The organism is Pseudonocardia sp. ICBG1142 (genome assembly GCF_020496255.1).
GTDB lineage: Bacteria > Actinomycetota > Actinomycetes > Mycobacteriales > Pseudonocardiaceae > Pseudonocardia.
In genome coordinates, this window is record NZ_JAHLJC010000004.1 from 241,159 (window position 1) to 260,013 (window position 18,855).

General features: G+C 74.6%; 18 protein-coding genes. 12 read left to right on the forward strand and 6 right to left on the reverse strand.

Annotation, left to right across the window (positions count from 1 at the left end; genetic code table 11):
- Position 1: 1 nt before the first annotated feature.
- Positions 2-961 carry an asparaginase gene (locus tag KPL59_RS03620; protein ID WP_226351836.1) on the forward strand — a complete coding sequence of 320 codons (960 nt, stop codon included), beginning with the start codon at positions 2-4 and terminating at the stop codon, positions 959-961.
- 55 nt (positions 962-1,016) lie between these two features.
- Here KPL59_RS03620 and KPL59_RS03625 read toward each other — a convergent pair whose 3' ends face one another.
- Positions 1,017-1,994, reverse strand: coding sequence for a YafY family protein (locus KPL59_RS03625; RefSeq protein ID WP_226359925.1), 978 nt, complete (start codon positions 1,992-1,994; stop codon positions 1,017-1,019).
- A 105-nt stretch (positions 1,995-2,099) separates the two neighbouring features.
- Between KPL59_RS03625 and KPL59_RS03630 the strand changes: the two genes are divergently transcribed.
- The gene (locus KPL59_RS03630; protein ID WP_020623433.1) at positions 2,100-2,429 is read left to right on the forward strand and encodes a putative quinol monooxygenase; all 330 of its coding nucleotides are present in this window, start codon (positions 2,100-2,102) and stop codon (positions 2,427-2,429) included.
- A 22-nt stretch (positions 2,430-2,451) separates the two neighbouring features.
- Here KPL59_RS03630 and KPL59_RS03635 read toward each other — a convergent pair whose 3' ends face one another.
- Together KPL59_RS03635 and KPL59_RS03640 are read right to left on the reverse strand one after the other, a co-directional pair.
- A complete protein-coding gene (locus KPL59_RS03635; protein WP_226359926.1) occupies positions 2,452-3,456 on the reverse strand; it encodes a TerC family protein in 1,005 nt (334 codons plus the stop codon).
- A gap of 110 nt (positions 3,457-3,566) precedes the next feature.
- On the reverse strand, positions 3,567-4,466 hold the full coding sequence (locus tag KPL59_RS03640) for a hypothetical protein (protein ID WP_226359927.1): 900 nt from the start codon (positions 4,464-4,466) through the stop codon (positions 3,567-3,569).
- 119 nt (positions 4,467-4,585) lie between these two features.
- Here KPL59_RS03640 and KPL59_RS03645 point away from each other — a divergent pair, with 119 nt between their 5' ends.
- Both KPL59_RS03645 and KPL59_RS03650 read left to right on the forward strand, forming a co-directional pair.
- Positions 4,586-6,058 (forward strand): glycosyltransferase, encoded by a 1,473-nt coding sequence (locus KPL59_RS03645; protein WP_226359928.1) that lies wholly within the window; start codon positions 4,586-4,588, stop codon positions 6,056-6,058.
- A 440-nt stretch (positions 6,059-6,498) separates the two neighbouring features.
- Positions 6,499-7,044, forward strand: a complete 546-nt coding sequence (locus tag KPL59_RS03650; protein ID WP_226359929.1) for a MarR family winged helix-turn-helix transcriptional regulator — start codon at positions 6,499-6,501, stop codon at positions 7,042-7,044.
- Between the two features lie 107 nt (positions 7,045-7,151).
- Here KPL59_RS03650 and glpK (KPL59_RS03655) read toward each other — a convergent pair whose 3' ends face one another.
- Complete coding sequence (gene glpK / locus KPL59_RS03655; protein ID WP_226359930.1) at positions 7,152-8,669, reverse strand: glycerol kinase GlpK; 1,518 nt, start codon at positions 8,667-8,669, stop codon at positions 7,152-7,154.
- Complete coding sequence (locus tag KPL59_RS03660; RefSeq protein ID WP_149664096.1) at positions 8,666-9,424, reverse strand: IclR family transcriptional regulator; 759 nt, start codon at positions 9,422-9,424, stop codon at positions 8,666-8,668. The genes glpK (KPL59_RS03655) and KPL59_RS03660 overlap by 4 nt, the downstream gene beginning before the upstream one ends.
- Positions 9,425-9,726: 302 nt before the next feature.
- Between KPL59_RS03660 and KPL59_RS03665 the strand changes: the two genes are divergently transcribed.
- The 8 genes from KPL59_RS03665 (at position 9,727) to KPL59_RS03700 (ending at position 18,260) form a co-directional block, all read left to right on the forward strand.
- Positions 9,727-10,467, forward strand: a complete 741-nt coding sequence (locus KPL59_RS03665; protein ID WP_374111595.1) for an MIP/aquaporin family protein — start codon at positions 9,727-9,729, stop codon at positions 10,465-10,467.
- Between the two features lie 55 nt (positions 10,468-10,522).
- Complete coding sequence (glpK, locus tag KPL59_RS03670) at positions 10,523-12,040, forward strand: glycerol kinase GlpK (protein WP_226359932.1); 1,518 nt, start codon at positions 10,523-10,525, stop codon at positions 12,038-12,040.
- 130 nt (positions 12,041-12,170) lie between these two features.
- On the forward strand, positions 12,171-13,883 hold the full coding sequence (locus KPL59_RS03675) for a glycerol-3-phosphate dehydrogenase/oxidase (protein ID WP_226359933.1): 1,713 nt from the start codon (positions 12,171-12,173) through the stop codon (positions 13,881-13,883).
- A gap of 16 nt (positions 13,884-13,899) precedes the next feature.
- Positions 13,900-14,202, forward strand: a complete 303-nt coding sequence (locus KPL59_RS03680; RefSeq protein WP_020624847.1) for a hypothetical protein — start codon at positions 13,900-13,902, stop codon at positions 14,200-14,202.
- 110 nt (positions 14,203-14,312) lie between these two features.
- On the forward strand, positions 14,313-14,906 hold the full coding sequence (locus KPL59_RS03685) for a DinB family protein (protein WP_226359934.1): 594 nt from the start codon (positions 14,313-14,315) through the stop codon (positions 14,904-14,906).
- Positions 14,907-14,999: 93 nt separating this feature from the next.
- Positions 15,000-16,076: a cytochrome c oxidase assembly protein gene (locus tag KPL59_RS03690; protein ID WP_226359935.1), complete on the forward strand. Its 1,077-nt coding sequence runs from the start codon at positions 15,000-15,002 to the stop codon at positions 16,074-16,076.
- Positions 16,077-16,120: 44 nt separating this feature from the next.
- Positions 16,121-17,077 (forward strand): threonine/serine dehydratase, encoded by a 957-nt coding sequence (locus KPL59_RS03695; protein WP_226351847.1) that lies wholly within the window; start codon positions 16,121-16,123, stop codon positions 17,075-17,077.
- Positions 17,078-17,144: 67 nt separating this feature from the next.
- On the forward strand, positions 17,145-18,260 hold the full coding sequence (locus KPL59_RS03700; protein ID WP_226359936.1) for an NAD(P)/FAD-dependent oxidoreductase: 1,116 nt from the start codon (positions 17,145-17,147) through the stop codon (positions 18,258-18,260).
- On the opposite strand, the gene KPL59_RS03705 is transcribed toward KPL59_RS03700, so the two are convergent.
- Complete coding sequence (locus tag KPL59_RS03705; RefSeq protein WP_226360119.1) at positions 18,237-18,707, reverse strand: DUF2127 domain-containing protein; 471 nt, start codon at positions 18,705-18,707, stop codon at positions 18,237-18,239. The genes KPL59_RS03700 and KPL59_RS03705 overlap by 24 nt on opposite strands.
- Positions 18,708-18,855 lie beyond the last annotated feature (148 nt).

Genomic DNA, 18,855 nt, shown 5'->3' on the forward strand with positions numbered 1-18,855 from the left:
CATGGTCGTCCCGCCCGGGGTCGCCGCCGCCGTCCCGCTGGCCGTCGTCGAGCGGCAGGGCACCGTCGAGTCGGTGCACCTGGGCACCGTGGCGGTGCACCACCCCGACGGCACCGTGACCGGCCGCGGCGACCCGGACGTGGTGTTCCTGCCGCGCTCGGCGCTCAAGCCGGTGCAGGCGGTGGCGATGCTGCGGGCCGGGCTGGACCTCGACGGAGAGCTGCTCGCGCTGGTCTGCGCCTCGCACTCCGGCGAGCCCGGCCACGTCGACGGTGTGCGGCGCATCCTCGCCGGCGCCGGACTCGACGAGACCGACCTGGACAACACCCCGGACCTGCCGCTGGGGGCGGCGGCCGCCGCGGACGCCCGCGCGGCGGGGACGGCGCCGTCGCCGGTGCTGCAGAACTGCTCGGGCAAGCACGCCGGGATGCTCGCCGCCTGTGTGGCCGCGGGCTGGCCGACGGCCGGCTACCGCGATCCCGCGCACCCGCTGCAGCGGCTGGTCCGGGACACCGTCGCCGAGCTGACCGGGGTGCCGGTCGGGGTCACCACCGTCGACGGCTGCGGCGCGCCGCTGTTCGGCAGCACCCCGGCCGGGCTGGCCCGGGCCTTCGCGACGCTGGCGACGGCCGCCCCGGACACCGTCGAGGGGCGGGTCGGGGCCGCGGTCCGCGCGCACCCGTGGTGGGTCGGCGGCACGGACCGGCCGGTGACCCGGCTCGCCGGGGCGGTGCCGGGCCTGGTCGCCAAGGACGGCGCCGAGGGCGTGCTGGCGGCGGCGCTGCCCGACGGGCGGGCGTTCGCCGTCACCGTGCTGGACGGGTCGCCGCGGCCGCTGCCGGTCGTCGCCCGCGCGGTGCTGGAGTTCCTCGGCGCCGGGTCGGCCGCGCTCACCGGGGCGACCCGCACCGATGTGCTCGGCCACGGCACGCCCGTAGGCGCGGTCCGCGCGCTGCTCTGAGCGGCCCGCCCCGCTCCGGGGACACCCCGGCCCCCGCTCCTGCGCGGGCACCGGGTCAGCCCGCGCCGCCCGTACGCGCGTGGTCCGCGGCCCGGCCGAGGCGGGCGGCGACCGCGTCGAGGTGCTCGACCAGCTCGACCGGTTCGACCACCTCGAAGTCGACGCCGAAGAAGCACAGCCACACCGCCAGCGACTCCAGCGTCCAGGCCCCGGCCGCGAGCTCGCAGCGGTCCCCGCCCAGGTCGGTCACGATCCCCGACGCCGGGGTGACGTGCTCGGCGATCCGCTCCGCCGGGGCGTGGAACACGATCCGCGCCCGGTGCGGGTAGGCGCCGGAGGAGATGCCGCGCTGGGCGAACGCGGCGATCCCGCCCTCTGGTTCCGGGCGCGGGGTGAAGCGGGGCCCGGCCGGCAGCTTCGGGCGCATCCGGTCCACCCGGAAGGTGCGGCGGTCGTCGCGGCCGGTGTCCCAGGCGACGAGGTACCAGCGGCGCCCGGTGTGCACGAGTCCTTCCGGCTCGGCGATCCGGCGGGTCTCGGTCCCGTCCCCCGCGACGTAGTCGAACCGGAGGACCTCGTGGTCGCGGCAGGCGGCGGCCAGCGCGGACAGCACGTCCGCGTCGACGGTCGGGCCGCGCGCGGCGAGTGTCGAGGTCGCGGTGCCCAGCGCGGCGACGCGGCGGCGCAGCCGGTTCGGCAGGACCTGCTCCAGCTTGGCCAGGGCCCGGACCGAGGTCTCCTCGATGCCCGAGACCGACCCGCCCGCGGCGGTCCGCAGCCCGACCGCGACGGCGACGGCCTCGTCGTCGTCGAGCAGCAGGGGTGGCAGCGCGGCCCCGGCGCCGAGCCGGTAGCCGCCGGTCACCCCGGGTGTGGAGTGGACCGGGGAGCCGAGGGTGCGGAGCTTGTCGACGTCGCGGCGGACGGTGCGCACGTCGACCTCGAGGCGCTCGGCCAGGGCGGGCCCCGTCCAGTCGCGCGGCACCTGCAGCAGCCCGAGCAGGCGCAGCAGCCGCGCCGATGTCCCCATCACGACGACCAGTGTGCCCCCGATCGCGGTCGGTTCCTGTCCTGGTTGCGGGTCGGCGAGCCCGCCCCGACCCCGGGGTGCCCGGACCGGCCGTCTACGGTCGCCGCCGTGGACACGAGCGAGCGGGTCGGCCGGTACGTGCGGATGGTGGCCCTGGAGGGACAGGGGACCGAGCTGGCGGGCGCGCTGCTGCGGGTCGCCGACGACATGGCCGCCCAGCCCGGCTGCCTCGCCTACGTCGTGAACGCCACCCCCGACGAGCCCGACGTCGTCTGGGTCACCGAGATGTGGTCCGACGCCGCGTCGTCGGAGGCGGCGCTGAGCCGCGACATCGGCGAGAGCGGGCTCGGCGACGTGCTGGCGCTGCTCACCGCGCCGCCGGACTACATCGAGGTCACCCCGCTCGGCGGGCCCGGTCTGGCCGGCCTGCCCGGCTGAGCGCCGGGCCGGCCGGACCGGCTCAGTCGCGCTGCTCGGGGCGCTCCTTGCGGGCTCGCAGCGACCCGGCGTGCGCGGTCGCCGTCGGGTCGCCCTTGGTCTTGATCAGGCTGGCGACGGTGACGATCGCGAGGATCCCCAGGATCACGACGAGGCTGACCATGGTCGGGATCTCGGGCACGGCCGGCGAGATGTCGACGTGCAGCCAGTGCAGGATCAGCTTCACGCCGATGAACGCGAGGATGACCGCGAGCCCGGCCGACAGGTAGACCAGCCGGTCCAGCAGACCCTTGACCAGGAAGAACAGGGCCCGCAGACCGAGCAGCGCGAAGGCGTTGGCGGTGAAGACGATGAACGCCTCCTGCGTCACCCCGAACACCGCGGGGATCGAGTCCAGCGCGAACAGCAGGTCGATGCCGCCGATCGAGACCAGCACGATGAACATCGGGGTCGCGACCCGGCGGCCGTTGTCCCGGGTGAACAGCTTCCCGCCGTGGTACTCCTCGGTGACCGGGAAGAGCTTGCGCGCGCCCTTCACGACCATGTTGTCCTCGATGTCGGGGTCCTCGTCCTTGTGCCGGTAGAGCTGCACCGCGGTCCACAGGAGCAGCAGACCGAAGACCAGGAACATGAAGGAGAACAGGTTGAGCAGCGTCGCCCCGACCGCGATGAAGATCGCACGCATGATCAGGGCGAGCACGATGCCGAAGGTCAGCACCTTGTGCTGGTGCTCCTCCGGGACCGCGAACGTCGTCATGATCACGACGAAGACGAACAGGTTGTCGACCGACAGGCTCTTCTCGACGATGTAGCCGGTGAAGTACTGGGTGCCGAAGTCCCAGCCGTGCATCGTCGCGAACACCAACCCGAACACGATCGCGATCGCGATGTAGAACACCGACCACGCGGTGGCCTCGGTGAATCCCACCCGGTGCGGCCGCATCCAGCCCAGGACGAGGTCCAACGCGAGCAGCGCGACGATCACGCCGATCGTGACGGCCCATTCGAGGCCGCTGATCTCGAGCACCGGAGGTCCTCCTGCAGGTCACCGCACCGGCCACGGTGGCCGGTCGCGGAGCGCACCATATCGGGCAGTCAGGACACCGCGCCCGTCGTGAGGCCGGGCGCGGACGACGATCAGCCCTTCGGACGCGCCGCGAAGACCCCCTCGGCGGGGAACGCGCCGTTCGCCAGAGCAGTCCGGACGAACGCCCCGCCGAGGTCCCCGAGCCGCGCGGCCCCGTCGGCGCCGAGTGCCGTCCACGGCGCGGCGCCGAGGTGGTGGGTGTCGTTCTCGATCCGCTTGCGCAGCGCCGTGCCCTCCTCGGTCAGGGCCGGTTCGACGGCGTCGTCCTCGGCCGTGTCGGCCGGCTGCAGCAGGCCGCGGTCGGCGAGTCCGGCGACGGCGGCGTTCCACTCGGCGGCCGACCAGCCGCGGCTGCCGCGGGCGAAGGCCACGATGAACCCGGTGCCCGTCGCGGTCGCGGTGACCAGGGCCTCCAGCCCGGACAGCCCGGCCTCGACCAGCAGCGCGATGTGCCCGTCGCCGCGGTGCTCGCGCAGGATCGACAACGCGTGCCAGAGGACCAGGTGCGGCGCGGTCGGCCAGGGCACGTCGAGGTGCCCGGCGGCGAGCGGACGCCCGTCGGGGGTGACGGCCTCGGCCGCGGTCCGGGCCAGCCCGGCGGCCTCGGCCATCTCGGGCGAGGCGACGGCGTCGTCGCCCAGGGTGCGGCGCAGCGAGGCGTCGGCGACGGCGAACCGCACGTCGAGCAGATCCGAGGGGGACGCCAGCTCCCAGGCCCGCGGGACCGACTTCGCGACCAGCCTCGGGGAGAAGTTGTAGAACGTCGCGGTGACCACCGACGGCCCGACCGCGCCCATGGGCGCAGCGCGCGGGGCGAAGTAGCTCATCCGGCCCGGTTCCAGCCCCGCGGCGGTGTAGGCCGGCTCGGCCTCGGCGGCGAAGTAGACCTGGGAGTGCAGTGGTTCCAGCCCTCGGGCGAGGCGCCCGGCGGCGACGGCGGTGTCGTTCATGACCGCGACGCTAGTCGGGAGGATCTGAGGATGCCGAGCAGTGCCGGCTCACCCACACGGACACACTCTGCGTGACATGATCATCACGCAAAGTGTCTCCCGGCTAGCGTGGCCGGGCCATGCCCCCGCCCCTCGACGACCGGCCCGCCGACCCGCCGCTCCCCGCGCCCGGCCCCGCCGGACCGGCCGCACCGCCGGTCCTGCCGGTCTCGCCGGTCCCGTCCGACGGCGGCCGGCGCCCGGCGCACCGGCCGGCGCCCGTGGCCCGCCGACGGCTGCGCGACCTGCTCCGCACCCCGGTCCAGATCCTCGCGACGACCGCGGCCGGGGTCGGTCTCCCGCTGCTGACACTGGACGCGGCCTGGCGGCTCGGGACCGACCTGACCGGGCCGGCGTACCTGGTCGTCGTCGCGGCGCTGGTCATGACGGCGACGACGGTGTGGCTGGAGGGCCTGCGTGCACTGCGCCCGTACCGTCCCCCGGCAGCGCCCGCCGCGCCGTGGCCGCCCGCGGTGCTGGTCGTCCCGGCGTACCTGCCGAACGAGGCCGGGACCATCCTCGACACCGTCTCGCACGCCCTGGCCCAGGACTATCCCGGCCCGCTGACCGTCGTCGTCGCCTACAACACCCCCGGTCCGCAGCCGGTGGAGGCGCAGCTGCGGACCCTCGCCGCGGCCGACCCGCGGCTGGTCGTCGTCGAGGTGGCGGACTCGACCACGAAGGCACAGAACGTCAACGCGGCGCTGCGGGCCGCCGACGGCGAGGTCACCGGCATCCTCGACGCCGACCACCACCCGGCACCCGACGCGCTGCGCCGGGCCTGGCGGGCGCTGTCGCACGGCGCCGACGTCGTGCAGGGGCACTGCAGCGTCCGCAACGGCACGGCGTCCTGGGTCGCCCGGACGGTCTCGGTGGAGTTCACCTGCATCTACGGCGTGAGCCACCCCGGGCGGGCCGGGCTGTTCGGGTTCGGCCTGTTCTGCGGCTCCAACGGGTACTGGCGCACCGAGGCGTTGCGCGCGACCCGGATGCAGGCGCAGATGCTGACCGAGGACATCGACGCATCGGTCCGCGCGCTACTGGCCGGGCGGCGCTGCGTCGTCGACCCGGGCCTGCTCTCGCGCGAGCTCGCCCCGCTGACCGTGCGCGCCTGGTGGCACCAGCGGCTGCGCTGGGCACAGGGCTGGTTCCAGGTCTCGCGCCGGCACCTGCGCACCGCGCTGCGCACCCGTGGGCTGCCCGGACGCGCCCGGCTCGGGCTGCTGTTCCTGCTGGGCTGGCGGGAGCTGTGCCCGTGGGTGACCCTGGCGATGGTGCCGGTGCTGGCGTTCGGCCTGCACCACCACGGTCCCGGCGACGTCGTGCCGCTGCTGCTCGCGACGACGGTCTACACCCTCGCCGTCGGCCCGGGCCAGACGCTGCTCGCCTGGCGGGCGGCGCCGCCGGAGCTGCGCCGGCCCGGCTGGTTCCTGGGGTACCTGCTGCTCTCCCCGCTCTACGTCGAGCTGCGCAACGTCGTCGCCAGGGTCGCGCAGCTGCGCGAGCTCACGGGCGACCGGACCTGGGTCATCACCCCGCGGAAGGGGCGCTGAGCGCACGTCACGCCGTCCGGCCGACGCCGGGGCGTTCACCCGCTGATCGGCGCCACGATCGCGAACCGCTCACGCGGAATCCGCCGCGGCGGCCCGACCGGGCTGCTACCGCTTCGCCCGTGCAGCGCGACACGGACCACTCCCGCGACACCGACGACTCCACACCAGGCGACGGACCCGGCCGGGACCTGAGGGACACCCCTGTTCCGCGAACTCGCTTACCGGGTAAGCGAATTCGGGGAACAGGGTCCCCGGAGCCGTCGCACGGCGGGGCGCCACCGGATCCGGGCGCCACACGCGGCCACGGCGGCCACGGCAGTCACGGGGCCGGGGCCGGGACTGAACGGCCAGGCGCGGAGCCCCCGCCGACCCCGCCTCCCGGTGAGGAGGCCGACCGAGTTCGCTTACCCGGTAAGCGAGTTCGGCGGGAGACCCCTCCGGTGAGCCCCGGCCCCACCACCGGGCCGGAGGAGGACCGACGGACGCGAGCCGAGACCGCGGAGGCGCTCGGACCGCTCCTCGCCCGGGCGGAGCTGCTCGGCTTCTACCGGATCCGATCCGTCGCCGAGCGCTTCGGGCTGACGGTGCACGAGTACACGGTGCTCGCCGAGCTGCTGCTCGCCCGCCGTGCCATGACCGGCGCCGAGGTCGCGGAGACCGTCGGACTCGCCACCGGGGGCACGACCCGGCTGCTCGCACGGCTGGAGGAGCGCGACCTGATCGAGCGCGAGCCGGACCCCGACGACGGCCGCCGACTGCTCGTCCTGGTGACCACCCGGGCCCACGAGATCCTCTGGGACGACGTCACCGACACCGGTGCCCGGCGGATGGTGACCGGCGTCCCGGCGGAGTGGGTCGACTGGTTCCGGCCGGTGGCCGGGCGGCTCCTCGACGTCGCCGTGCGCCGGACCCAGGAGATGCGCGACCGCGAGCACCGGGACCGGGTCCGACGACGGCGGCACCAGCAGCGGGCCGCGGAACACTGAGGCCCGCGGCACGGGGGACACGGCACCGGGAGGCACGACACCCGGTCTCACGACACCGGGGGCACTGCACCCGGGGGGACGACACCGGGGCTCCGGACCGTCGCTGCTCAGTCCGACCGCGCCCACCCCGTGCTCCGCTGCACCGCGCGGCGCCAGTTGTCGTGCTCGCGGCGGCGCAGGCCGGGGTCCATCGTCGGCTCCCAGGCGGCCGCCCTGTGCCAGTTGCGGCGCAGCACCTCCGGGTCCGGCCAGTAGCCGACGGCAAGGCCGGCGGCGTAGGCCGCGCCGAGCGACACCGCCTCCGAGCCCAGGGGACGTTCCACCGTGAGGTCCAGGACGTCGGCGACGCACTGCATGAGCAGGTGGTTCGCGGTCATGCCGCCGTCGACCTTCAGGCGGGTGACGGGCAGGCCGGAGTCGGCGTTCATCGCGTCGAGCACCTCGCGGGTCTGCCACGCGGTCGCCTCCAGCACCGCGCGGGCGAGGTGTCCACGGTGGATGTAGGAGGTCAGGCCGACCATCACGCCACGGGCGTCGGGGTACCAGTGCGGGGCGTAGAGACCGGAGAAGGCGGGGACGACGTAGCAGCCGCCGTTGTCCGGGACGGTCAGTGCGAGCGTCTCGATCCGGGCCGCCGTGGAGATCATGCCCAGGGCGTCGCGGAACCACTGCACCAGCGAGCCGGTCATCGCGATGGAGCCCTCGAGTGCGTAGACCGGGTGGTCACCGAACAGGTACCCGACGGTCGGGATCAGCCCCGCCTCGGAGCCCGGGATGCGCGAGCCGGTGTTCTTCAGCAGGAACGCGCCCGTCCCGTAGGTGCACTTCGCCTCGCCGGGTGCGAAGCAGGTCTGGCCCACCAGCGCCGCCTGCTGGTCGCCGAGCGCACCGGCCACCGGCACCCCGTCCAGCAGGCCCGCGCACCGGCCGTAGACGCGCGCGTTCGGCACGATGGTCGGCAGCATGCCCCGCGGCACCCGCAGCGCCGAGCACAGCGCGTCGGACCACTCCAGCGTGCGCAGGTCCATCAGCATCGTGCGGCTGGCGTTGGTGACGTCGGTGACGTGCACGCCGCCGTCGGGGCCGCCGGTGAGGTTCCAGATCAGCCAGGACTCCATCGTCCCGAACAGGACCTCACCGCGTTCCGCGCCCTCGCGCGCGCCCGGCACGTGGTCGAGCAGCCACTGCAACCGCGGTCCGGCGAAGTAGGTCGCCGGACCGAGCCCGCTGATCCGGGCCCAGCGGGCGGCGTCGGTGTCGGCGGCGAGCCCGGCGACGATGTCGGTGGTCCGGGTGTCCTGCCAGGTGATCGCCCGCGCCAGCGGGATCCCGGTGCGCCGGTTCCAGATCACCGTCGTCTCGCGCTGGTTGGCGATACCGAGCGCGACGACGTTCTCCGGGCCCAGCCCGGCCCGGCGCAGCGCCGCGGGCACCACCCGGGTCACCGCCCGCCAGATCTCCGACGCGTCGTGCTCGGCGCGGCCCGGGCTCGGGAAGTGCTGCCGGTGCTCGCGCTGGGCGACCGCGACCATCCGGCCCGAGCGGGTGAACAGCAGGCAGCGCGTCGACGTCGTCCCCTGGTCGATCGCGGCCACCACCCGCTCCCCCGCCGACAGGCCGCTCACGTCAGCCCCTCCAGCCCGTCGGCGATCTCGGCGGCCGCGGAGACCAGCTCCACGACCACCTCCGGCCGGGCGCGGCCGTCGGCGGCGAACAGCTCCTCCACCGGGGCGCCCACCCCCAGCGCCGCGACGGTCAGCCCGCCCCCGCTGCGCACCGGCACCGCGAGCCCGCCGACGCCCGGCTCCCAGCCGCCGGCGTCGGCCGCCCAGCCGCGCCGCCGCGTCGCGGTCATCTCGCGGGCCAGCGCCGCCGGATCGGTCACGGTCGCCCGGGTCCAGGCCGCCAGCGGCTCGACCGCCCGCACCGACGCCGGCGCGAACGCGAGCAGGCACCGGCCCCACGCCGTCGCGTGCAACGGCTGGGTGGTGTTGGTCCGCAACCGCTGCGGCGTGTCGTCGGGCCGGAACACGTGGTGCACCACGTCGACCCCGGCGCCGTCGGCGGACGGCACGCCCAGGTAGACCGCGCAGCCGGTGCCCGCCGCCAGCGCGTCGGCCCAGTTCATCGCCCGCGCGCGCAGGTCGTGCCGGTCCCACGGGGTGCCCAGCCGCCCCAGCCCCTCGCCCAGCAGGTAGCGGCCCGACGACTCCTGCGCCACCAGGCCCTCCTCCCGCAGGGTGCGGAGCAGCCCGTGGGCCGTCGGGCGCGGCAGATCCAGCGCCGCCGCCAGCTCGGCCAGTGCCAGCGGACGCCCCGCGCCGCCGAGCAGCCGCAGCAGCGCCGCCGCCCGCTCCACCGACTGGATCGCCCGTGCCACGCAGCGATCGTAGGCCGTCCGGGCGCCCGACGGACTCGATCATGGGCCGATCGACCCGCAACGTTCGGCATCGTCGAACGGATCGCGTTGCCCACCGACGCGCACGCTCCTAGCGTCGCGCAGCACATGGCGGGGCCGCCCGGTCCCGTGAGGGGGACTCACCAGGAGGGGGTTCGATGACGAGCTCCGAGAACAGCGCGGGCGATCCCGCACCCGCGGCAACGACCACACGGGCGACCCCGGCGACCGCCGAGAAGGCGCCGTCGCTGCTCGGCGAGCTGAGTGCCGAGTTCGCCGGGACGATGATCCTGATCCTGTTCGGCGTCGGCGTCGTCGCACAGGTCGTGACCACGCCCGACGGCAGCAACGGCGGGCACGACTCGATCGCCTGGGCCTGGGGCTTCGGCGTCATGCTCGGCGTCTACGTCGCCGGCCGGATCTCCGGCGCGCACCTCAACCCGGCCGTCACGCTGGCGTTCGCCGTGTACGAGGGCTTCCCGTGGCGCAAGGTCGCCCCGTTCGTCCTGGCCCAGACCCTCGGCGCGTTCGTCGCGGCGCTGATCGTCCGGTTCGTCTACGCGGACTTCATCCGCTCGGTCGACCCGAACCTGACCGAGACCCAGGGCATCTTCTCGACCTCGCCGGGCACCCCGACGACGATCACGACGGCGTTCTTCGACCAGGTCGTCGGCACCGCGATCCTGGTGTTCGTGATCTTCGCGCTGGTCCACCCGCGCAACAAGGGCCCGCTGGCCAACATGGCCCCGTTCATGATCGGCATCCTGGTGGTGGGCATCGGCATGGCCTGGGGTGCGAACGCCGGCTACGCCATCAACCCGGCCCGCGACTTCGGGCCGCGGCTGGCCTCCTGGATCACCGGCTACGACACCGCCTGGGTGACGAGCGACGGCACGCCCTACTGGTGGCTGCCGATCGTCGCGCCGGTGGTCGGTGCTCTCGTCGGCGGCGGCCTGTTCAAGCTGCTGATCGACCGCTACATCCCCGTCGAGGACGCTCCGCAGGAGGTCGGCGACATGCGCTGAGCGCACCCGCCGCACCCATCCCCGATCCACCCGCTCGAGACACACAGGAGAACTCATGGCCGAGTTCGTCGGCGCCGTCGACCAGGGCACCACCTCCAGCCGTTTCATGATCTTCGATCACGGCGGCAACGAGGTGGGACGCCACCAGCTGGAGCACGAGCAGATCCTGCCGCAGGCCGGCTGGGTCGAGCACGACCCGATCGAGATCATCGAGCGCACCAACACCTGTCTCCAGCAGGCGCTCACCAAGACCGGCCTGACCGCGTCCGACCTGGTCGCGCTGGGCATCACCAACCAGCGTGAGACCACCGTCGTGTGGAACCGGCGCACCGGGCGCCCGTACTACAACGCGATCGTCTGGCAGGACACCCGCACCGACCGGATCGCGACCGCGCTCGACCGCGACGGCCGCGGCGACGTCATCCGTCGCAAGGCAGGCCTCCCACCCGCCACCTACTTCTCCGGCGGCAAGATCCAGTGGATCCTGGAGAACGTCGACGGCGTCCGCGAGGCCGCGGAGAACGGCGACGCGGTCTTCGGCAACACCGACACCTGGGTCATCTGGAACCTCACCGGTGGCGCGAACGGCGGACTGCACGTCACCGACGTGACCAACGCCAGCCGGACCATGCTGATGGACCTCGAGACCCTCGACTGGGACGACGAGCTGCTCGGCTTCTTCGGCATCCCGCGGCAGATGCTGCCGGAGATCAAGCCGTCGTCGTCGGCGACCGCGTTCGGCACGACCCTCGCGAACGGTCCGCTCGGCGGCGAGGTCCCCATCACCGGTGACCTCGGCGACCAGCAGGCGGCGACCGTCGGCCAGGTCTGCTTCGCCCCCGGCGAGGCCAAGAACACCTATGGCACCGGCAACTTCATGCTGCTCAACACCGGCACCGAGCTGGTCCGCTCGGAGTCCGGCCTGCTCACCACGATGTGCTACCAGTTCGAGGGCGAGCGCCCGGTCTACGCGCTGGAGGGCTCCATCGCGGTCACCGGCTCGGCCGTGCAGTGGCTGCGCGACCAGCTCGGCATCATCTCCGGGGCCTCGCAGTCGGAGTCGCTGGCCCGCCAGGTCTCCGACAACGGGGGCGTGTACTTCGTGCCCGCGTTCTCCGGCCTGTTCGCGCCGTACTGGCGTTCCGACGCCCGCGGCGCGATCGTCGGCCTGTCCCGGTTCAACACCAACGCGCACCTGGCCCGGGCCACGCTGGAGGCGATCTGCTACCAGTCCCGCGACGTCAGCGACGCCATGACCAAGGACTCCGGGGTGACCCTGGAGACGCTCAAGGTCGACGGCGGCGTCACCCAGAACGAGCTGTGCATGCAGATCCAGGCCGACGTGCTGGGCGTGCCGGTCTCGCGGCCGGTCGTCGCCGAGACCACCGCGCTCGGTGCGGCGTACGCGGCCGGGCTGGCCGTCGGGTTCTGGAAGAACACCGACGAGCTGCGGGAGAACTGGAACGAGGCCCGGCGCTGGGAGCCCACCTGGTCGCAGGAGCAGCGCGACGAGGGCTACGGCCGCTGGAAGAAGGCCGTCGAGCGGACCCTGGACTGGGTCGACGTCGAGTAGGACCCCCGCCCGGTGTCGCCCTCACCACACGTGGGGGCGACACCGGGCACACCCGCGATCGGACGGGTGTTCACCGGGTACTCCCCCGGCAGGACACCCGCGAGCAGGAACCACTCAGGAAGGTCTGATCATGAAATCGGTGGCGCTCTCCCCGGAGGCCCGTACCACGGCGCTGCAGGCGATGGGCGACCGCGAACTGGACGTGCTCGTCGTCGGCGGTGGCGTCGTCGGCACCGGCGCAGCCCTCGACGCGGCCACCCGCGGTCTGACGACCGGACTGGTCGAGGCCCGCGACTTCGCGTCCGGCACGTCGAGCCGTTCCTCCAAGCTCATCCACGGCGGCCTGCGCTACCTGGAGATGCTCGACTTCCGCCTGGTGGCCGAGGCCCTGCAGGAACGGGGCCTGCTGATCCAGACCCTCGCGCCGCACCTCGTCCGTCCGGTGCCGTTCGTCTACCCGCTCAAGCACCACGTGTGGGAGCGCTTCTACGCCGGTGCCGGCGTCGCGCTCTACGACTCGCTCGGGCTGCTGTCGGGCCGGGCCCGCGGCCTGCCGCACCACCGGCACCTGACCCGTCGCGGCGCCCGCAAGGTCGTGCCGTCGCTGCGCAAGGACGCACTGGTCGGGGCCCTGGAGTACTACGACGCCCAGGTCGACGACGCCCGCCACACCATGGAGATCGCCCGCACCGCGGCCGCCTACGGTGCGCACGTGGCGACCCGGGCCCGCGTCGTCGGGCTGCTGAAGGACTCCGGCCGCGTGATCGGCGCGACCGTGCAGGACCTGGAGTCCGGCGACCGGTTCGACGTCCGCGCCAAGGAGGTCATCAACGCCACCGGGGTGTGGACCGACGACACCCAGGGCCTCGCCGGCGAGCGCGGCCAGTTCAAGGTGCGCGCGTCCAAGGGCATCCACCTGGTCGTCCCGCGGGACCGGATCCGTGGTGACGCCGGGCTGATCCTGCGCACCGAGAAGTCGGTGCTGTTCGTCATCCCGTGGGGCCGGCACTGGATCATCGGCACCACCGACACCGACTGGGACCTGGACAAGGCGCACCCGGCGGCGAGCGCTGCCGACATCGAGTACCTGCTCGCGCACGTCAACGAGGTGCTGGAGCAGCCACTGACCCACGAGGACGTCGAGGGCGTCTACGCCGGTCTGCGCCCGCTGCTGCACGGCGAGTCCGAGGCGACCTCGAAGCTGTCCCGCGAGCACGCCGTCGCCACCCCGGTGCCCGGGCTGGTCGTCGTGGCCGGGGGCAAGTACACGACCTACCGCGTGATGGCGCGCGACGCCGTCGATGCCGCCGTGCACTCGCTCGACGCGAAGGTGCCCGCCTCCTGCACCGAGAAGATCCCGCTGCTCGGCGCCGAGGGCTTCACCGCGCTGCGCAACTCCACCCACCAGCTGGCCGCGCGCAGCGGTCTGCACCCGGTGCGCATCGAGCACCTGCTCGGCCGGTACGGCTCGCTGATCGACGAGGTCCTCGACCTCCTCATCGCCGACCCGACCCTCGCCGAGCCGCTCACCGGCGCGGAGGACTACCTGCGCGCCGAGGTCGTCTACGGCGCCTCGCACGAGGGCGCGCGGCACCTGGAGGACATCCTGGCCCGCCGCACCCGGATCTCGATCGAGACGTTCGACCGGGGCGTGGGTGCCGCCGAGGAGACCGCGAAGCTGGTCGCCCCGGTCCTGGGCTGGAACGACGAGCAGATCGCCCGCGAGCTCGACCACTACGTCAAGCGGGTCGAGGCCGAGCGGGAGAGCCAGAAGATGCCCGACGACGCCACCGCCGACGCCGCCCGCCTCGGCGCGCCGGACGTGGTCCCGGTCGTCGGCTGAGCACCGCCGTCCTCGCGTGAGCGGACCCGAGCGGACCCCGGACGGGCGCTACGTCGTCGTCCGGGGCCGCCGGTGGCGCGCGACCGACCCGGCGATCCCGGACGACGTCCGGTCCGCGCTGCAGCAGCACCTCGGGAAGGCCCGCGCCGAGATCGGAGCGGGGCGGCGGACGGGCGACGACGACCGCGTCGCCGCCGCCAGGACGCGGGTGTCCGCCGCCAAGCACGGACTCGGCGAGCGCGGCACCCCCTGGTGGGACCTCGACGACGACGCCCGCCGCGAACGCTGGGAGACCGCGCTGCGCGACCTGGCGGACTGATCGCCCCGGACGGCCCCTCGTCGAGGACCGGACCTGTCCGCGATCGGTCCTATCGTCGTTCCCGTCGGACCGGGATCGCCCCGGTCCGCGGACCCGAGAGGCGGCCCCGGATGAACGCCACCGACGAGAAGCAGGTCCTGACCGGCGAACGTGCCGAGCTGATCAGCACCCTGGAGCGCCACCGTGGCTTCCTGCTGCAGACCGCCGACGGCCTGACCGAGCAGCAGGCGCGCACCCGCAGCACGGTCAGCGCACTGACGATCGCCTCGCTTCTCAAGCACGTCGCGGACACCGAGGAGCAGTGGTTCCGCTTCGCCGTCGAGGGCGCCGCCGCGTTCGGCGAGGTCGACGTCTACAACGACTCCGTCGACTGGGACGCCGTCGACGCCGAGGCCGACGCCAACGGCGGCGACTGGTCCGCCTCCGGCGAACAGTGGGTGGACACCCGGTTCGTCCTGGCCGACCACGAGACCCTGGAGCACCTGCGGGCCCGGGTCGAGCAGGTCGCCGCACGCACCGAGGAGGTCCTGCGTACCGCGGACCTGGACAGCGCACATGCCCTGCCGGTCGCCCCCTGGTTCGAGCCGAACACCTCCTGGTCGGTGCGCCGGGTCGCGATCCACATGCTCGCCGAGATCAGCCAGCACGCGGGCCACGCCGACATCATCCGCGAGGCGATCGACGGCGCCCGGACGATGGGCTGAGCCCCGGGCACGACGGCCCGTGGGCACCGGGGCGGCGGCGGCCGGGACGACCCGGGCGAACGTCGCCGAACGGATCCCGGGCGGGTTCGACGCATGCGTGCCGACCCGCCCACCGTCCCTTCCGCCGGCAGCCGGGTCGGCGCAGGATGGCGCCGTGACCCGCTCCCCCGCGATCCCACGGTGACGGCCGCGGCGCTGCTGCCGCCGCTGACGGCGCTCCGGCTGTTCACGACGTGGCGGTTCGCGCCCCTGCTGCTCGGGACGACCGCCGCGGCGGCGGTGGGCTACGGGGTCGCCGCCCGGTCCCGCCCGGGGTGGTCCCGGAGCCGTGCCGTCGCGTTCGGCGCCGGGCTGGTCGTCACCGTGCTGGCCGGGTCGTCGTTCGTCGGGGTGTACGACGACACGCTGTTCTGGGTGCGCGCCGTGCAGAACCTGCTGCTGCTCATGGTGGTACCGATGCTGCTCGCGCTCGGCGCGCCGCTGACGCTGCTGGCGGCGAGCGTGCCCCGGGATCGGCGGCCGGCCTGGCGCCGGGTGCTGCGCTCCCGGGCCGCGCGGCTGCTGACCGGCCCGTTCGCGGCGACCGTACTGCTCGTCGCGCCCCTGATGGTCCTGTATCTCACCCCGCTCTACGTCGCGACCCTGCGCGACGGCGTCGTGTCCGGTGCCGTCGGAGCGGGTCTCGTGGTGTGCGGGTTCGTCTACTTCTGGACCCGGCTGCGGATCGACCCGACGCCCGCGTCGACGCCGTACCCGGTGACCCTGGTGCTCACGATCGCCGAGATGGTCGGCGACGCCGTGCTCGGGATCGTGCTGTGGCTGGGCCCGACCCTCGCGGCGGCGTACTACCTGGGGCTGCACCGCGGCTGGGGGCCGGACCCGCACACCGACCAGGTGCTCGGCGCCGGGGTGCTGTGGATCGGCGGCGACGTGGTCGGGCTGCCGTTCCTCGGGGTCGTGCTGTGGCTGTTCTCCCGGGAGGACGCACGCCGGGCCCGCGCGACCGACGCCGAGCTCGACGCGGCCGAGGCCCGCGACGCCGAGCTCGGCGCCGCACGGACCCGCGCCGCCGAGGTCACCGGGTCCGACCCCGCCGCGGAGCCCGCCCCGTCCCGGCTGTGGTGGCAGGACGACCCGCAGCTCGCCGACCGCTTCCGCCCCCGCACCTGACCGGGCCGAGGGGCCGGGGTTACGTTGCGGCGGTGGCGGACCAGGTGAGCATCGCAGACATCGAGACGGCGGCGGAGCGGATCGCCGGGGGCGTGGTGCGCACCCCGACCGTCCCCTCCCCCGGGCTGTCCACGGCCCTCGGCGCCCCGGTGCTGCTCAAGCTGGAGCACCTGCAGCGGGCCGGGTCGTTCAAGCCGCGCGGGGTGCTGGCCAAGCTCGCGTCGCTGACCGGCGAGGAACGCGCCGCCGGGATCGTCGCCGTCTCCGGCGGGAACCACGGGCTCGCCGTCGCCGAGGTCGCGGGTGCGGCCGGGGTCGACGCCGTCGTCGTGATGCCGGAGAACGCGCCGGCCCGCTCGGTGACCGCGGCCCGCGCGGCCGGGGCCGACGTGCGGCTCACCCCGGACATCGCGGCCGCGTTCGCGCTGGCCGGGGAGCTGCAGCGGACCGGACGGACGCTGGTGCACCCGTTCGACGACCCGGTGATCGTCGCCGCGCAGGGCACCGTGGGGCTGGAGCTGGCCCACGACGCGGTCGCCCTGGGGCAGCCGCCGACCGACGTGCTCGTCTCCGTCGGCGGTGGGGCGCTGGTCTCCGGGATCGCGGTCGCGGTCCGCGCGTTGCTGCCCGGCACCCGGGTCTGGGGGGTGGAGACCGTCGGCGCGGAGTCGATGTCGACGGCGCTGGCGGCCGGCGGCCCGACCCCGGTGACGATCACGTCCGCGATCACCACGCTCTCGGCGCCGTCGGTGTCGCAGCTGACCTACGACCACGCCCGCGCCCTGGTGCACGAGGTCCTCGTCGTCGACGACGCCGAGGCCGTCCGCGGCACCCTCGCCCTCGCCGAGCACGCCGGGATCTGGGCCGAGCCGGCCGCGGGCTGTCTGGTCCCGGCCGCCCGCCGGATCGTCGAGCGGCACCCGGACGCCCGGCTCGCCCTGGTGGTCTGCGGCGCCAACGCCGACGTCGCCGACGTGGTCCGCGCCGCCGCGCAGCCGTGATGACCGGTGGTGGAGCGCAGCGTCCGCGAGGCGGGCGTGACATTCCACCACCGGCGATCACCGCGGGATGACCGCGTGCGTCCGGGGCGTTGACGCGGGCGTGGAGCGGACCGGGGTCGTGGTGATCGGCGCAGGCCAGGCGGGCCTGTCGACGGCGGCCGGGCTGCGGCGCGGCGGGCTGGAACCGGGCCCCGGGTTCGTCGTGCTCGACGGCGAGGACGGCCCCGGCGGCGCGTGGCGGCACCGCTGGCCGACGCTGCGGATGCGCACGGTGAACGGCATCCACGACGTCGCCGGGATCCGCTCCGGCTTCGACGACCCCGGCGCCGACCCCGACCTGCCCGCGCGGGACGCCGTGCCGGCCTACTTCGCGCGCATCGAACGCGAGCTCGACCTGCGGGTCGTGCGCCCGGTGCACGTCCACCGGGTGTCCGACACCAGCGGGTTGCTGACCGTCGAGACCGACCGCGGCACCTGGGTCACCGACCACCTGGTCAACGCCACCGGCACCTGGACCCGCCCGTTCGTCCCCGCCTACCCGGGCCTGGCGACGTTCCGCGGCACGAGCCTGCACGCCCGCACCTACCCGGGCCCGGAGGCGATGACCGGGAAGCGGGTCGTCGTGGTCGGCGGCGGGATCACCGCGGTGCAGCTGCTGCTGGAGATCGCCCCGTACGCGGCCGCGACGACCTGGGTCACCCGCCGGGAGCCCGAGTGGACCGACACGCCGTTCGGGCCCGAGCAGGGTCGCGCCGCGGTCGCCCGGGTCGAGGAGCGGGTCCGGGCCGGGCTGCCCCCGCGCAGTGTCGTCGGGGTGACCGGGCTGCCGCGCACGCCGGAGGTGCGGGCCGGGATCGCGAGCGGTGTGCTGGTCCGCAGGCCGATGTTCGCCCGGGTCGTGCCGGACGGCGTGGAGTGGTCCGACGGCGCTCGCGTGCCCGCGGACGTGCTGGTGTGGGCGACCGGCTGGCGACCCGCGTTGGGTCACCTCGCGCCGCTGCGGCTGCGCGGGCCGGGCGGCGGGATCGTCATGGGCGAGCCGCTCGACACCGGCGTCGTCGCCGACCCCCGGGTGCACTTGGTCGGCTACGGCCCCTCGGCGAGCACGATCGGCGCGGACCGGGCCGGTCGCGCGGCGGCCCGCGACGTCCTGGCGCGGCTACCCGTCGCGACCGGCGCCTGACCCGTCGGCCTCCCGGCCGAGCAGCCGGTACTCCCGGACGACCATCACGATGATCGCGATGTCGAGCGCGGCGAGGAACGGCAGCACGATGGAGTGCGCGTGCCAGGCGTGGACCAGCTCGTAGACGACGAACACCGCCAGGATCGCCACCGCGGGCGGGTAGGCGGGGCGCCAGCGGGTCAGCAGCGCCGCGACCAGGCCGAGCTTGAGCACCCCGTGCAGCCCGAGGTAGACGACGACGAAGGTGCGGTCCCCGCCGGCGAAGCGGTCGACGCCCTCGGTCAGGTGCCGGGCCAGGGTGCCGTCAGGCGGGCCGATCAGGTCGCGGGCGAGGATCTGCGCGACGACCCGGTGCAGCCAGTCCCCCGACACCAGCACCAGCGCGACGGCGCCCAGCAGCTCCGCGGCCCCGTCGATGCCCTTCACGACCAGGGCGACGCGGAACAGCTGCTCGGTACGGCGGGCCGCGGGCGTCGTGGCCGTCGGACCGGACGTTAGCCATGCGGGGACTGTAGACCCCGCCCGACCTGGGAGTTCCTTTACCCGAGGGAGGATCGGGACGGACGGGACGAGCCGGGCGAGACCGTGGCGCGAA

Coding starts and splice junctions, on each gene's coding strand:
- KPL59_RS03700 (WP_226359936.1), top strand. CDS start 17,145: ATGACCGCGTGCGTCCGGGGCGTTGACGCGGGCGTGGAGCGGACCGGG.
- KPL59_RS03665 (WP_374111595.1), top strand. CDS start 9,727: ATGATCCTGATCCTGTTCGGCGTCGGCGTCGTCGCACAGGTCGTGACC.
- KPL59_RS03620 (WP_226351836.1), top strand. CDS start 2: ATGGTCGTCCCGCCCGGGGTCGCCGCCGCCGTCCCGCTGGCCGTCGTC.
- KPL59_RS03690 (WP_226359935.1), top strand. CDS start 15,000: ATGCGTGCCGACCCGCCCACCGTCCCTTCCGCCGGCAGCCGGGTCGGC.
- glpK (WP_226359932.1), top strand. CDS start 10,523: ATGGCCGAGTTCGTCGGCGCCGTCGACCAGGGCACCACCTCCAGCCGT.
- KPL59_RS03685 (WP_226359934.1), top strand. CDS start 14,313: ATGAACGCCACCGACGAGAAGCAGGTCCTGACCGGCGAACGTGCCGAG.
- KPL59_RS03645 (WP_226359928.1), top strand. CDS start 4,586: ATGCCCCCGCCCCTCGACGACCGGCCCGCCGACCCGCCGCTCCCCGCG.
- KPL59_RS03640 (WP_226359927.1), bottom strand. CDS start 4,466: ATGAACGACACCGCCGTCGCCGCCGGGCGCCTCGCCCGAGGGCTGGAA.
- KPL59_RS03675 (WP_226359933.1), top strand. CDS start 12,171: ATGAAATCGGTGGCGCTCTCCCCGGAGGCCCGTACCACGGCGCTGCAG.